The sequence below is a fragment of the Aliiroseovarius sediminis genome (assembly GCF_022678485.1).
GTDB lineage: Bacteria > Pseudomonadota > Alphaproteobacteria > Rhodobacterales > Rhodobacteraceae > Aliiroseovarius > Aliiroseovarius sediminis.
The window spans coordinates 1-13,526 of sequence record NZ_JALBYP010000019.1; the positions used below are offsets into that span (position 1 = coordinate 1).

At 57.9% G+C, this 13,526-nt stretch carries 11 protein-coding genes; 4 read left to right on the forward strand and 7 right to left on the reverse strand.

The window, feature by feature from the left end:
• Nucleotides 1-136 precede the first annotated feature (136 nt).
• The gene (locus MN186_RS02140; RefSeq protein ID WP_242111219.1) at nucleotides 137-631 is read left to right on the forward strand and encodes a hypothetical protein; all 495 of its coding nucleotides are present in this window, start codon (nucleotides 137-139) and stop codon (nucleotides 629-631) included.
• 124 nt (nucleotides 632-755) lie between these two features.
• Here MN186_RS02140 and MN186_RS02145 read toward each other — a convergent pair whose 3' ends face one another.
• The 4 genes from MN186_RS02145 to MN186_RS02160 are packed head-to-tail and all read right to left on the reverse strand — an operon-like array spanning nucleotide 756 to nucleotide 3,878.
• Nucleotides 756-1,895 (reverse strand): saccharopine dehydrogenase family protein, encoded by a 1,140-nt coding sequence (locus MN186_RS02145; RefSeq protein ID WP_242111221.1) that lies wholly within the window; start codon nucleotides 1,893-1,895, stop codon nucleotides 756-758.
• A gap of 14 nt (nucleotides 1,896-1,909) precedes the next feature.
• Nucleotides 1,910-2,158 (reverse strand): SemiSWEET family sugar transporter, encoded by a 249-nt coding sequence (locus MN186_RS02150; RefSeq protein ID WP_242111222.1) that lies wholly within the window; start codon nucleotides 2,156-2,158, stop codon nucleotides 1,910-1,912.
• A 1-nt stretch (nucleotide 2,159) separates the two neighbouring features.
• Complete coding sequence (locus tag MN186_RS02155; protein WP_242111223.1) at nucleotides 2,160-3,215, reverse strand: saccharopine dehydrogenase; 1,056 nt, start codon at nucleotides 3,213-3,215, stop codon at nucleotides 2,160-2,162.
• A gap of 12 nt (nucleotides 3,216-3,227) precedes the next feature.
• Nucleotides 3,228-3,878: a histidine phosphatase family protein gene (locus tag MN186_RS02160; protein WP_242111224.1), complete on the reverse strand. Its 651-nt coding sequence runs from the start codon at nucleotides 3,876-3,878 to the stop codon at nucleotides 3,228-3,230.
• A 145-nt stretch (nucleotides 3,879-4,023) separates the two neighbouring features.
• Between MN186_RS02160 and fdhF the strand changes: the two genes are divergently transcribed.
• The gene (gene fdhF / locus MN186_RS02165) at nucleotides 4,024-6,774 is read left to right on the forward strand and encodes a formate dehydrogenase subunit alpha (RefSeq protein ID WP_242111226.1); all 2,751 of its coding nucleotides are present in this window, start codon (nucleotides 4,024-4,026) and stop codon (nucleotides 6,772-6,774) included.
• A gap of 57 nt (nucleotides 6,775-6,831) precedes the next feature.
• Here fdhF and MN186_RS02170 read toward each other — a convergent pair whose 3' ends face one another.
• The 3 genes from MN186_RS02170 to MN186_RS02180 form a co-directional block, all read right to left on the reverse strand.
• Nucleotides 6,832-7,599, reverse strand: coding sequence for a hypothetical protein (locus MN186_RS02170; protein ID WP_242111227.1), 768 nt, complete (start codon nucleotides 7,597-7,599; stop codon nucleotides 6,832-6,834).
• A gap of 90 nt (nucleotides 7,600-7,689) precedes the next feature.
• Nucleotides 7,690-8,391, reverse strand: coding sequence for a response regulator transcription factor (locus MN186_RS02175; RefSeq protein ID WP_242111229.1), 702 nt, complete (start codon nucleotides 8,389-8,391; stop codon nucleotides 7,690-7,692).
• A complete protein-coding gene (locus MN186_RS02180; protein ID WP_242111230.1) occupies nucleotides 8,388-10,310 on the reverse strand; it encodes a PAS-domain containing protein in 1,923 nt (640 codons plus the stop codon). Before MN186_RS02180 ends, MN186_RS02175 begins: the two co-directional genes overlap by 4 nt.
• A 215-nt stretch (nucleotides 10,311-10,525) precedes the next feature.
• Between MN186_RS02180 and MN186_RS02185 the strand changes: the two genes are divergently transcribed.
• Nucleotides 10,526-12,691 (forward strand): AMP-binding protein, encoded by a 2,166-nt coding sequence (locus MN186_RS02185; protein WP_242111231.1) that lies wholly within the window; start codon nucleotides 10,526-10,528, stop codon nucleotides 12,689-12,691.
• Between the two features lie 2 nt (nucleotides 12,692-12,693).
• Nucleotides 12,694-13,518 (forward strand): ABC transporter ATP-binding protein, encoded by an 825-nt coding sequence (locus MN186_RS02190; protein WP_242111257.1) that lies wholly within the window; start codon nucleotides 12,694-12,696, stop codon nucleotides 13,516-13,518.
• The last annotated feature ends 8 nt before the right edge of the window (nucleotides 13,519-13,526 follow it).

The window sequence follows — 13,526 nt, forward strand, 5'->3', positions numbered from 1 at the left end:
GGGCTAACCCCGTGGGAGTATCACCAACGGTCAAGAGAGGACCAAACCCTGAACAGAGCTAACCAATAAACGCGGACTCCAAGGGGAGCAGGTCAGCATGTCAAACCCGTGATACCGGTTTAGAAAAAGAGATCAGTTGAACAAGTATATTTCAAAATCAACGACACCAGTTTTTGTTTGGATGATTGCTTTCGTCGTCTTGTTGTTATGCGGCTTTCTGTTTTGGCAAACTAGACATCTCGCCTCATCGTCAGTTTTAGTTGTGCTGGGTTTGCTAGCTTCAGCCATGGTTTCATTAGGCGTAGTGCAGGTTTTAGTTAGCACGCCTTCCACGTTTGCATCGATCGGTTCAGACGGTGAAGTGACATTTACCTGGCGCTATTTAACACATAGCGAGCACAAGGTTTTTCACCCGTCCACGCTTGGACAACCGACAGTAGTAGAACGCATAGATTCCGACGGTGACAGCCATTGGTCGACGCAGCTTGTTCTGCCAGATGATACAGTCTTTCTGATCGCCGAATATGGGGTTTGGGAGGGTAGCGGAAAGAACGAAAAGAACAAAAAACGCTGCGAAGCCGAACGAGACAAATTCGTCGAAAACCTATTGCGCGCGGGTTCTGCGCAATAGGCGCTGTGTCGGATGTTTACTGGATATTACAAATTCAAACAGAAAGTCCGTTTTCATAGTTCAGACATTGGCGCAGCCGCAGCGAAAGTTCACTTATGTTCCGCTTTGCCGACGTTTCCCTTTCTCACCCATGCTTCACCACCTCAACATGCTGCGCCAGTTCCCGGACATGCGCCATCCATGTCTCGATCATCTCGGGGTCGGCGGTGGCGGCGGAGACGCCGGCGGGGGCTTTGCCTTCGTGGACCATCTCGATGGCCAGCGACACGGGGATTGAGACGAGCCTTGCCATGGCGGTGCCGCGGTCATCGCCCCACGCGTCCATGGTGTAGGTTTTGTGATAGACCGTATCACCGCCCTTTTCCGCCTTCAGCGCCACGCACATGATTACGCGGTCGGGTTCGCCTTCATCATAAGAGTTTTCGTCCCAGAACTGGTCCGACATCTCTTTCAGGCGGGCGTCGCCGGACGGGCCTTCCAGCGTTTCCACCTCGGCAAATACGTCTTTCCATGCTTCGGCCCAGCCGTTCAGGCGCAGGGTGCCGCGCACGAAGGTGTCGACGTTCCATGCGGGGTCGAAGTTGTAGTCTTCCATGAACGGGATCGAGTCGCGGTTGGGGTAGACCTCGAAGCTTTCAGCATCAGGCAGCGGCGCGTCATAGCGGCTGATCGCGTCCCAAGGCCGCGCCACGTCCAGCGGTTTGCCGTCTTTGATCGAGCGAGAGGGTGAGCGGAGCGCTTTGAGGACGCCAAGCGGTGACCAACTGAATTTATAGCGAAACGGGTTCGCCACTTTCGGCACACCACCGCAATAGCTGGTGAAACTCAGAGTGTTGTTCGGGTCATAAGCCTTGGACGCGCGATAATCGGCAACCAGCCAATGGGCCATCAGGTGGTCGATGCCGGGGTCCAATCCGATCTCATTCACGCAGGCAAGCCCTGCGTCGCGGAAGTCTTCGTCCAACGCGCGCATCTCGGGCGAGATATAGCTGGAGGACACGAAATGCGCGCCTTTTTGCAGGCATCTTTCGGCCAGGGGGACGTGCAGATCGCCGGGCAGCATGGACACGGCGATGTCACCGGGGGCGAGGGCGGCCGTCACGGCGTCCAGATCGAAGGCACGAATGTCATCGGTCAGATCGCCGACCGCGTCGCGCGCTTTGTCGACGGTTCTGTTCCAGACGACGACGTTGCGACCGGCCTCTAACAGGCGACGCAGGCCGGGGATGGCCGACAGGCCAGTGCCACACCAATGGATTGTCATAACGAAGCTTCCTTTCAGCCGAATTTCAGTTTGGCGGTAATGATCGAGCCGACCATCACCAAAGCAATTGCGTTGGCAATGACCATAGGCCAAGCGTCGAGCATCAGGCCATAGATCAGCCACAACGCGATTGACGCGAAGACCATAAGGTTCGTGGGCAGTGACAAGTCCGCCGTGTGACGTGTGCGCCATGCCCGAAGGGTTTGTGGCAGCCAACAGATGGTGCTGATCACGCCTGCGGTGCTGCCGATCAGGGTTTCCAAATCAGATGTCCTTCATATGGGTTTTGAACGTCTCCTCGGCCCGGCCCCAAACGCCTGTATCCAGATCGGTCAGGGTCAAAAGGGACGGCAGAAGCTGTCCAGCATAGTCGATGGAACTTTCCAAGGGCAGCATAGACGGTAGGTTGTCGATTGCCATCACATCCAGCACGGGATTGTCCGCCACACGCAGGGCGGGGGCGTCCCAAGTCGTTGCGCGATCATAGACAGGTACGGGATTGTAGTCGCTGTCCGGGTCGCAAGCCACATCTCCGATCGCGGCCAGTTGGCGATCAGCCGTCAGCGCGTCGCGCGGCACAAACACGGGGGTTTGAGGGCCTGCGAAGATGCAGTTGATAAACAGGTTGTGGTCCAGAATTTCGGGGAAAGGGCCACCACTGGCGGTTTCTGCCATGTCCCATTTGGTGACGGTGACGCCCATCGCCTCCATCAAATCCGACGCGCCGGTGCCGACCCGGCCCAGCGCGCCGATGACGATAGCATTGGGTCGTGGGGTGTTCGTCGCGTCAAGCTCGGTGCGCAATTCGTCCAGCAGGGCGTCCTTATTCTTGTAGGCCCCGACCGGTCCGCACAGCTTGCCATTCTGTTGCGCGGACCATGTTTTTAGCGTCACCGCCGCACCCGCAAACCCGGCCCAGTATCCGAAGGCGGCGACGCGCCGCCCGTCCTCGTCCACCAGATATTCAAGGTCATAGAGCGTGCCGTTTCCCGCCTTGAACCGCTCAAGCAGCGCGCGGCCAGAGTGCTGACCCTTGAACGCGTGGCCGAACATGATGTGACGGTGGTGCAAGGGGGTGCTGTCTTCGGGCAGTTCTTTCAGGCCAAAGATGATTGCGGCTTTCGGCGCGTCGGGCCAGCTGTTTTCCGGCGCGATCTCGCAGCCTGCATCGCGGTAGCCGTCGATGTTGATGGCGCGCACGCTGCTTTCTTCGACCGTGACCCGCAGACCCGCATCAATCAGGGCTTTCGCACCGTCAGGCGTCAGCCCCACGCGGTCTTCGTTCAGGCGTTGTTCGGCACGAACCCAAAGATGTGTCATGGTAGCGGTTCCTTAGAAATGCGTTTGCGCGTGGTGGCGGTCGGTGGGTTCCAGATGCGGCACTGCGTTGAACTGGATCAGGCTTAACCCTGCAGGCGTCAGGCGCATCCGGTGGACCGAGCTGTTCATGATGGGCAGAATCGTACGGGTGAATGCGCCAATCTCAAGACCCATCACAACGCGCGTGGCCATACCAATCAGCCCACCCGAGGTAAAGATAATCGCATCTTCGCCTTGCTCGGCAATGTCGTGAATCACGTCGCTGACGCGGGTTTGGAAATCGTGAAAGGTCTCGGGCACATTGTTAATCTTGCCTTCTTGCCACGCCGAGAAGGTCAGCGGCAGGTGGTCAATGAAATCTTCAGTCGTGCGTGGATGCGGGATGCCGAACTGTGTGTGCATCCGTTCGGACAGGTCGAAGTAACGCACCTCGTCCAGTCGCGCGTCTTGGGTGAAATCTTCGGTTCCCCATTCTTGTGCGGTCTGGCGATGACGCGTCAGCGTGCCCGTATATATCCGCGTATAGCGCTGCCCGGTGTCGCGCATGTATTCACCCAGCCAACGCGATTGCTGGCGGCCCAGATCGGACAGCCGGTCATAGCCTGCCTCGTCCGTTGCCGTGTTGTTGGCTTGTCCGTGCCGGATCAGCGTAATCGTGGTCATGGGGATTCCTTTCCGCCTATTGCTAGACAGTTGGGTGCGGTTCGAAAAGGGGGTCTGGCGCAAAAACGGTGCGGGGTGTCGGGTTTGAAGGCCTGACGCCGCCCGTCGCATGGTTTATACTGTTTGGGATTAGACGGAGGTTCCGATGAGCGACGGCATCAAGTTCACCCTGGATGGGCAAGAGGTTACAGCCCATAACGGCGAAAGCATTTGGGACGTGGCCAAGCGCGAGGGCACCCTGATCCCGCATCTGTGTCACAAGGATGTGCCGGACCTGCGCGCCGATGGCAACTGCCGCGCCTGTGTGGTCGAGATCGAGGGCGAACGCGTGTTGGCGGCATCGTGCATTCGTACGCCAGCTGAGGGTATGGTCGTTACCACCGACAACGCGCGCGCGCGCCAAGCCCGCAAGATGGTGGTCGAGCTTCTGATGGCCGACCAACCGGAGCAGCCGCACGATGCCTCGTCGCACCTGTTGGACATGGCCGACCTGACTGGCGTGGTTACTAGCCGATTTCCCAAGTTGGAAGCCGGGCGCATACCTCTTTTGGATGACAGCCATGTGGCGATGACCGTCAATCTGGATGCCTGTATTCAGTGTAACTTGTGCGTTCGTGCTTGCCGCGAAGTGCAGGTGAACGACGTGATCGGTATGGCCGGACGGGGACACGATGCTTATCCGGTGTTTGACATTTCCGACCCGATGGGGGCGTCAACCTGCGTGGCCTGTGGCGAATGCGTGCAAGCCTGCCCGACGGGCGCGCTGATGCCCGCCAAGGTCACAGATACCGCAGATTTTGACCGCGAGGTTGAAAGCATTTGCTCCTTCTGCGGAGTCGGTTGCCAAGTCAGCTTGCGCGTGAAGGATGACAAAGTGGTCTATGTCGAAGGCATCAACGGCCCCGCGAACGAAGGCCGCCTGTGTGTGAAAGGCCGGTTCGGGTTCGACTATATCAATCACGATCACCGGCTTACCAAACCCCTGATCCGCAAGGAAGGCGCGCCGAAGGGCTTGAACGTCGATCCCGCCAACCCCTTGACCCATTTCCGCGAAGCGACTTGGGACGAGGCGTTGGATTTCGCAGCCAAGGGGCTTGCACAGCTGCGCGACACTTATGGTGGCGACGCAGTGTCCGGGTTCGGTTCGGCCAAATGCACCAATGAAGAGGCGTATCTGTTCCAGAAGCTGATCCGCGCGGGCTTTGGTCATAACAACGTGGACCACTGCACACGGTTGTGCCACGCGTCCTCTGTTTCTGCGTTGTTGGAAAACGTCGGCTCGGGGGCCGTGACGGCCACGTTCAACGAAATCGAAAATGCCGATGTCGCCATCGTCATCGGCTCAAACCCCGTAGAAAACCACCCGGTTGCGGCGACCTATTTCAAGCAGTTCACCAAGCGTGGTGGCAAGCTGATTGTGATGGACCCGCGGGGCACCTCGCTCAGCCGGTTTGCGACGCATATGTTACAGTTCAAGCCGGGCGGTGACGTGTCGATGTTGAACGCGATCATGCATGTGATCGCCGAAGAAGGGCTGACCGACGACGCTTATATCGCCAAGCGCACCGAGAATTGGGAGGCGATGCGCGAGCATCTGCGCGCCTTCACGCCCGAGGATATGGCCGAGATTTGCGGCATCCCTGCGGAAGAACTGCGCGCTGTCGCCCGCACCTTTGCGGCTGGTAAGGCCGGGATGATTTTCTGGGGCATGGGCGTCAGCCAGCACGTGCATGGCACTGATAATTCGCGTTGCCTGATCTCGCTTGCGCTGATGACTGGTAATGTGGGGCGTCCGGGCACCGGATTGCACCCGCTGCGGGGGCAAAACAACGTGCAGGGCGCGTCTGATGCGGGCATGATCCCGATGTTCCTGCCGGATTACAAGTCGGTGAAAGACCCCGCAGTGCTGGCCGAATTCAGCGCCGAATGGGGCGTGGACAATCTGTCTGATCAGCCCGGTCTGACGGTGGTTGAGATTATGGATGCAGTCCATGATCGCAAGATCAAAGGCATGTATATTCTGGGCGAAAACCCGGCCATGTCTGATCCCGACATCACCCATGTGCGCGAGGCGCTGGAACGGATGGAGTTTTTGGTCAGCCAGGATATTTTCCTGACCGAAACCGCCAGCTATGCCGACGTGGTCCTGCCCGCCGCCGCCTTTGCCGAGAAAACCGGCACCGTCTCCAACACCAACCGTCAGGTTCAGATGGGTCGCCCCGCCGTCCCGCCCCCCGGTGACGCGCAAGAGGATTGGTGGATCACGATAGAGCTTGCCAAACGTTTGGGTCTGAACTGGACCTATACCCACCCCAGTGACGTATTCGCCGAAATGGGTCGCGTGATGCCATCGCTCGACCATATCACTTGGGACCGGCTTGAGGCGCAGAATGCTGTCACCTATCCCTCGCTTTCGCCGGAAGATCCGGGGCAGGCGGTGGTGTTCGGCGACGGCTTTCCCCGCGAAGGCAAGCGCGCCCGCTTCACCCCCGCCGCGATCCTGCCGCCTGCCGAATTGCCCGATGCTGACTATCCGATGGTGCTGACCACCGGCCGGCAGCTGGAGCATTGGCACACCGGATCAATGACCCGCCGCGCCACGGTTCTGGACGCGATCGAGCCAGAGGCCAACTGCTCTATGAACCCCAAAACCCTGCGCGAAATGGGGGTCGAGCCGGGCGACATGGTCCGCCTGACCACGCGACGCGGCACTATCGAGGTGATGGCGCGAGCGGATTACGGTGTGGCAGAAAACATGGTCTTCCTGCCGTTTGCCTATGTCGAAGCGGCCGCTAACACCCTGACCAACCCCGCGCTGGATCCATACGGCAAAATTGCCGAGATGAAGTTCGCGGCAGTGAAGGTTGAGAAAGTGACGCAGGTGGCGGCGGAGTAGGTGCGGGGCATCGAGATAGGTCTGCAATGAGCCCTTATTGACGACGAAAATTTCGCTTTAGCCTCCGAAATATTTCACCCGAGTGCGTTGCAAAATGAGCGCGAGGCGGCTGGATATTCTTGGGCCGTTTTCGATTTCAGCAATAGCATAATCGTGCAACATCGCGCCAAGCGGAAGGATAACTCTCGCGGCTTCTTGTATGCACTGCTCTAAAGTATCGCGTTGCTTGAATGGCCCACTGTGGATTGCTTTGCCGCCATCTCGTTTCAGTTCCAGTCCACCGGGAGATGGATGCGCTCCCAGTGTCGAAAGCGCATGATAGTTTTGCATCCGCTTTCTCTCAATGAAACCATCACGTTCATCCAAATATGTTCGGATGTCGATAGGGCGATATTTTTTTCTTATGGTTTCGGGATCTGATGACAACCATGTCTCGGGACGCCCGGGCTCATCCAACAGATAACTGAGCAGGAATTGGGTTTCGAGAATGTCACGGGCATACATGGCGCTTCCCGTGTAATTGCCCGACATTGCACTACGCACACAGTAGGAAGAAGCATCAAAAGCGCGCAGGAACAAACCCACCAATGCAATGTGGCGGTTGCCAGAAGGCCCAGACCTTCGAACCATTTCAACGCAATCCATGTATGCTTCAATCAATTCGAGATGGTCTTGAAGATACTCTTCAGATGCCACTACTTCAGTAGCCCATGTCATCATCTCGTCTTCAGAAGTCCATAAGCGTGTAAGGTTCTGTGGCACTACATTATTCAATTTCGACATTCGATACTCCGACATCCCGGCGTCGCCGAGCAGTTTCAACACACTGTATTGTTGATACAAGAATTTCGGAGGTTTCTGTCATGTTTCTGCACTGCGGCTGACGGCAGGTTAGTCCGCAGTCCCGACACCCCCTCACCCCCACTTCACATCCCCCAGAAAAATATACCCAGCCCCATAGATCGTCTTGATCAGGCGTGGGTTTTTGGGGTCTTCCTTCAGCTTGGTGCGCAGGCGCGAGATGCGGACGTCCATGGCGCGGTCGAAGCTTTCGCCAGCGACGCCGCCAAGGGTTTCCTGCATTTGCGCACGGGAAATCAGGCGTTTGGGGGCGTCAAGGAACAGGCGCAGCACTTCGCCTTCGGCGTGGGAAAAAGCGGTTTCTTCGCCGGTTTCGTCTTCCAGCATGTAGCGGTCGAAATGTGCAGTCCAGCCGTTGAAGGTCGCCGTATGCGATGTTTTCGGCCCGGTCTTCGGGCCGCGCAGGCGGGCACGGACGCGGGCGACGACTTCGGCGGGTTCAAAAGGTTTGGTGATATAATCGTCGGCGCCCAATTCCAGCCCGGTCACGCGATCCTGCACCTGTGCACGCCCTGAAATGATAATGATCGACGCGCCGCTTTCCAACGCCAGTCGGTGCACCAGCGTCAGCCCGTCGCGGTCGGGCAGGCCCAGATCGACAAGGCAGACATCGGGCGACATGGTGTTCAAGGCGGCTTCAAATTCCGTGGCGCGGGCGAAGCTTGCGGTGCGAAAGCCAGCATCCTCAAGCGCGTCGGACAGCAATCTGCGGACGGCAGGTTCGTCGTCGAGGATGGCAACCATGGGCTGGGTCATGTACGGACCTCATCGGACAGGAATGTGGCAAGTTCGCCGTGAGTGAAAGGTTTGGGCAGAACCGGGAAGCCCGCCTTGGCGCGGCGGGGATCATCGGCAGGCAGGGATGTCATGACAAGCATAGGGACATCAAAGCCAGCCTTGCGCAACCCCTTCAAAAATTCTGGTCCGGTCATTGGGCCGTCCAGTATCACGTCGCTCAGGATCAAGCCCAGCCCGTCAAGATCGACAAGGGCGCCAGCGTCTTCTGCGGATGTTGCTTCGATCACCTGATGGCCCATATTGGTCAGCATTTCACGGACTGAGATGCGAATGTCGTCATTATCTTCGATCAGCAAAACAAGCCGGGGCGCGATCGGGCGAAGTGGTTTGCGCAGGGGCAGGCGCACGGACACCACAGCACCGCCCGTTTCGGACGAGTTGGACAGTTTCAACTGGCCGCCCGCAACCTTGGTCTGGTCATAGACCATGGACAGGCCCAGGCCTGACCCTTCGCCGCCCTTGGTAGTGAAAAACGGGTCGAAAGCGTGTTCAAGCGCCGTTGGGGCGAAGCCGGGGCCGGTGTCGGTGACGCGGAACTCCACCCATGTTTCACGGATCGGGCGCGCTGTCAGGTGGATCGCCCCCGGATTGTTCCCGATGGCGTGCGTCGCGTTTAGGATCAGGTTCAGCATGCCGTCTTGGACGGCGCCTGCATCCAGAATGATGGGGTCGTCCAAATCGGTGGTGCTGATCGTCAGCTCTATGTCGTCGGGCAGGGTAGGCCGCGCCAGTGTTTCCAGACCTTTCAGCATGTCCGTCACGTTGGTCGGTTCAACATGGAGCTCGCGCCGGCCCGAGATTGAGGCGATGCGATCCAGCAACGTCCCGCCCCTGCGCACCGCAGCGGTGGTGGCCGTGACCATCTTTTGCGCTTCCTCGCCCAGCGGCATCCGTGCAAGCTGGCTTTGCAGGCCAAGAATGATGGTCAAAAGGTTTGAAAAGTCATGCGCCACGCCCGATGTAAGCTGCGCAGCCAGTTCGCGTTTGCGGGTCTGGACCAGCGCGGCACGGGCCTGTGCTTCCTGCGTGATGTCCATCGACAAGATATAAACGCCGGAAATGTCGTCGCCGTCCTGATCGGGCGTCAGGGCCACGCGGATGCGGCGACCGGACGTGTCGTCGACCAGTTCGAACACGCTGGATTGCCCGTCAAAGGCACGGGCAAAATAGGGCGCGATTCGGCCGTAGAATTCATCGCCCAGCGCCTCGCTTGCGTGCAGGCCGATCAGGTCGCTGGGTCGCCCCGGCATCACCAGCCCAAGACGGCGGTTCGAGAAGGTATAATGCCGGTCGCGGTCGATGCGTGCGATATGGGCGGGCATCATTTCTGTGGTCAGACGGGTGCGGCTTTCCATCTCGGTCAGTTCGCGCTTGGTTTCTTCAAGTGCGGCGTTTGCCGATGCCAGCGCGCGGTTGGTCTGCGCCAATTCTTCGGTATAGCTGAGCACCTGATCAGACAGCTCTTCGGAACGGGCGCGCAACAGGGCCTCTTGTCGCTTGATGGGCGTAATGTCTGTATAGACCGTCACCCAGCCGCTTTGCGATAGCGGATGCCCTTCGACCGAGATCACGTGGCCGTTGGCCCGCGTGCGCTCCATATAATGCGGCTCAAACGCCAAAGCCTGATCTACGCGCGACTTCACAAAGGCTTCGATATCGCCAACGGCGCCATAATCGCCGCGCTCGGCCAGAAATCGGACTGTGTCGGAAAACTCGGCGCCGGGGGTCACAAGATGGTCGGGCAGGTCGAACATGTTTTGAAACTGGCGGTTGCCAACGGCCAGCCGAAGCTTCCTGTCATAGATCGAAAGCGCCTGTTGAATAAGGTTCAGGCCAGCTTGAGTCAGAGCCGATGTTTCAGTGATGTTCTGTCCCAAATGCGCCTCCTGTGTGTGTCTTTCGCTAGCATTTGATGGGTTGCATGGAAAGGTTTTTGAGAGGGCTTCGTAGGATGGCGCGCGAATGTAACAATTCGTAGGAATTGCGAAAAAGTGACGAAAGCTTTGACGACGATGTTTTTTCGGTCAGGGTTGTCGAGCAGGATTCGCTTTGCGATCGGGAACGTCGCCCGTACCGACGGTGGGAGGAAAATTTGTCACAGGAACTAGTCGCTCAAGGCGAATTTGCTTCCGTTCCCGCGCTGCTCGCGCGGAACGTGAAGGAATATGGGGATCGCCCCGCCTATCGTGAAAAAGAATTTGGCATCTGGCAAAGCTGGACATGGGCCGAGGCCGCGAAGGAAATTGAGAACCTCGCGCTGGGTATGTTGGCGCTTGGCATTGATCGGGGCGATTACGTCGCGATTATCGGGCGCAACCGTCCGGCCCATTACTGGGCAATGGTCGCTGCACAGAAGGTCGGCGCCGTGCCGGTGCCCCTGTATCAGGATGCCGTCGTCGAAGAGATGGAGTTCGTGCTGGACCATTGCGGCGCGCGGTTCGTGATCTGCGGCGATCAGGAACAGGTCGACAAGGTCATCGAAGTGCAGGAAAAAGTAAAACACATCGAGCATGTGATTTACTATGACAAGCGCGGCTTGCGGAAATATGACCACAGCCACTTGCATTGGTACAAAGAAATTCAGGACGAAGGCGCCGCGGCGCGTTCGCGGTTGGAAGGTGAACTTGCTGCGCGCGAGGCCGAGCTGCACTATGACAGCACCTGCGTGATGCTTTACACTTCCGGCACGACGGGGCGGCCCAAGGGTGTGGTTCTGTCGAACCGCAACATCGTTGAAAGTTCCAAGAACACCGCAGAGTTTGATAATCTAGGCGTGAACGAGGACATTCTAGCCTATCTGCCCATGGCATGGGTGGGTGACTTCATTTTCTCGGTCGGCCAGGCGATGTGGTGCGGGTTCTGTGTGAACTGTCCCGAAAGCCCAGAAACCATGATGACGGATCTGCGCGAGATCGGGCCGACCTACTACTTCGCCCCACCGCGCGTATTTGAAACGCAACTGACCAACGTGATGATCCGGATGGAGGATAGCGGCGACTTGAAATACGCCCTGTTCCATCACTTTATGGAATTCGCCAAACACGGCGCAGGCGAGAAATTCGGAATGCCGCGCCGCAAGATCACCACGCAAAAACGGACCTTTGAACAGAAGATCCGCCACGGTTTCCGCTATGCGATGGGCATCGGCTTTGCCGCCGAAACGATCATTGAGAACACGATCCGTTTGGGTTTTGCGAAACTGCGCCACGGCAAGAAGGCGCGCGAACATTTCAAGGCCCGTGATCCGCTTGGTTTGAAGCTGTATAGCGGCAAGGCGCACGAGTATTTCAAATACCGCTGCGGCGATGTGCTGGTCTATGGTCCATTGAAAGACACGCTTGGTTTTGGCCGTATTCGTGTGGGCTACACCGCTGGTGAAGCGATCGGGCCGGAAATTTTCGAGTTCTACCGCTCGATGGGGATCAACCTGAAACAGCTTTACGGTCAGACCGAAGCGACGGTGTTCATCACCCTTCAGCCCGATGGCGAAGTGCGCAACGATACCGTGGGTGTGCCTGCGCCCGGCGTGGAGATCCGTCTGGAGGAGAACGGCGAAATCTTCTATCGTAGCCCCGGCACTTTTGTTGAATACTACAACAACCCGGAAAGTACCGCCGACACCAAAGACCCGGAAGGGTGGGTGGCCACGGGCGATGCCGGTTTCTTTGACAAAGAGAATGGGCATTTGCGGATCATTGACCGCGCCAAGGATGTAGGAAAGATGGCCGATGGCCGCCTGTTCGCGCCGAAATATGTCGAGAACAAACTGAAGTTTTATCCCGATATTCTTGAAGCCGTGGTGTTCGGCAATGACCGCGACATGTGCACGGCATTTATCAACATCGACCTGACAGCCGTCGGGAACTGGGCCGAACGCAACAACGTGGCCTATGCGTCTTATCAGGAACTTGCCGGCCATCCGCAGGTGCTTGCGTCCATTCAGGAGCATGTCGAAGCCGTCAACAAATCCGTCGCGGAAGACGAGATGTTGTCGGGCTGTCAGGTCCATCGCTTCCTTGTTTTGCACAAGGAACTGGATGCGGATGACGGCGAGATGACCCGGACACGGAAGGTGCGCCGCAAGATCGTCGAAGAACGATACGCACCGCTGATTGAAGCGCTTTACAGCGGGAAATCCGAACAATTCATCGAGACCGAAGTCACCTATGAGGATGGCCGCAAAGGCTCGATCAAAGCGACCCTCGATATCCGTGATGCGGCTGTGGTGGGCAATGAACAGGGGATGGCGGCAGAATGACGATGACAACCGACATGAGCGCCGACAGCTATGTCACGGCAGACGGGCGCACAATTGGCGGCGTTGTGATGGACTTGAAAAACATCACCCTGCGCTTTGGCGGTGTGGTGGCGATCAAGGACATCAGCTTTGACATTCGCGAAGGCGAAATCCGCGCGATTATCGGCCCGAACGGGGCTGGCAAATCCTCGATGTTGAACGTGATTTCCGGGTTCTATAAGCCGCAGGAAGGCGAGGTCTGGTTCCGTGGGTCGAAACGCCCGCCGATGCGGCCCTATCAGGTCGCGCGCCAAGGTTTGGCGCGGACGTTCCAGAACATCGCTTTGTTTGATGGCATGAGTGTGCTGGACAACATCATGACCGGCCGCCTGAACCATATGAAGGCCAATATCTTCCAGCAGGCGATCTGGAAGGGCAAAGCCGAACGTGAAGAGATAGCGAACCGCGAGATTTGTGAGAAGGTCATCGACTTTCTGGAAATCCAGCACATCCGAAAAACGCCGGTGGGCCGTCTGCCCTATGGTTTGAAAAAGCGGGTCGAACTGGCGCGTGCGTTGGCCGCTCAACCCTCGCTTCTTTTGCTGGATGAACCAATGGCGGGCATGAACGTCGAGGAAAAAGAGGACATGTCGCGTTTCATCCTCGATATGAACGATGAATTTGGCACCACCATTGCGCTGATCGAACACGATATGGGCGTGGTGATGGATCTGTCAGACCGGGTGGTCGTGATGGATTACGGCAAGAAAATCGGGGACGGCACACCGGACGAGGTGCGCAACAACCAGGATGTGATCGACGCCTATCTTGGCGTGGCACACGATTAAGGGGGGAC

Bases quoted from the DNA above. Each gene is read 5' to 3' on its own strand.
- MN186_RS02155 (WP_242111223.1), bottom strand. From the start codon at position 3,215: ATGACACATCTTTGGGTTCGTGCCGAACAACGCCTGAACGAAGACCGC.
- MN186_RS02190 (WP_242111257.1), top strand. From the start codon at position 12,694: ATGACAACCGACATGAGCGCCGACAGCTATGTCACGGCAGACGGGCGC.
- MN186_RS02160 (WP_242111224.1), bottom strand. From the start codon at position 3,878: ATGACCACGATTACGCTGATCCGGCACGGACAAGCCAACAACACGGCA.
- MN186_RS02175 (WP_242111229.1), bottom strand. From the start codon at position 8,391: ATGACCCAGCCCATGGTTGCCATCCTCGACGACGAACCTGCCGTCCGC.
- MN186_RS02145 (WP_242111221.1), bottom strand. From the start codon at position 1,895: ATGACAATCCATTGGTGTGGCACTGGCCTGTCGGCCATCCCCGGCCTG.
- fdhF (WP_242111226.1), top strand. From the start codon at position 4,024: ATGAGCGACGGCATCAAGTTCACCCTGGATGGGCAAGAGGTTACAGCC.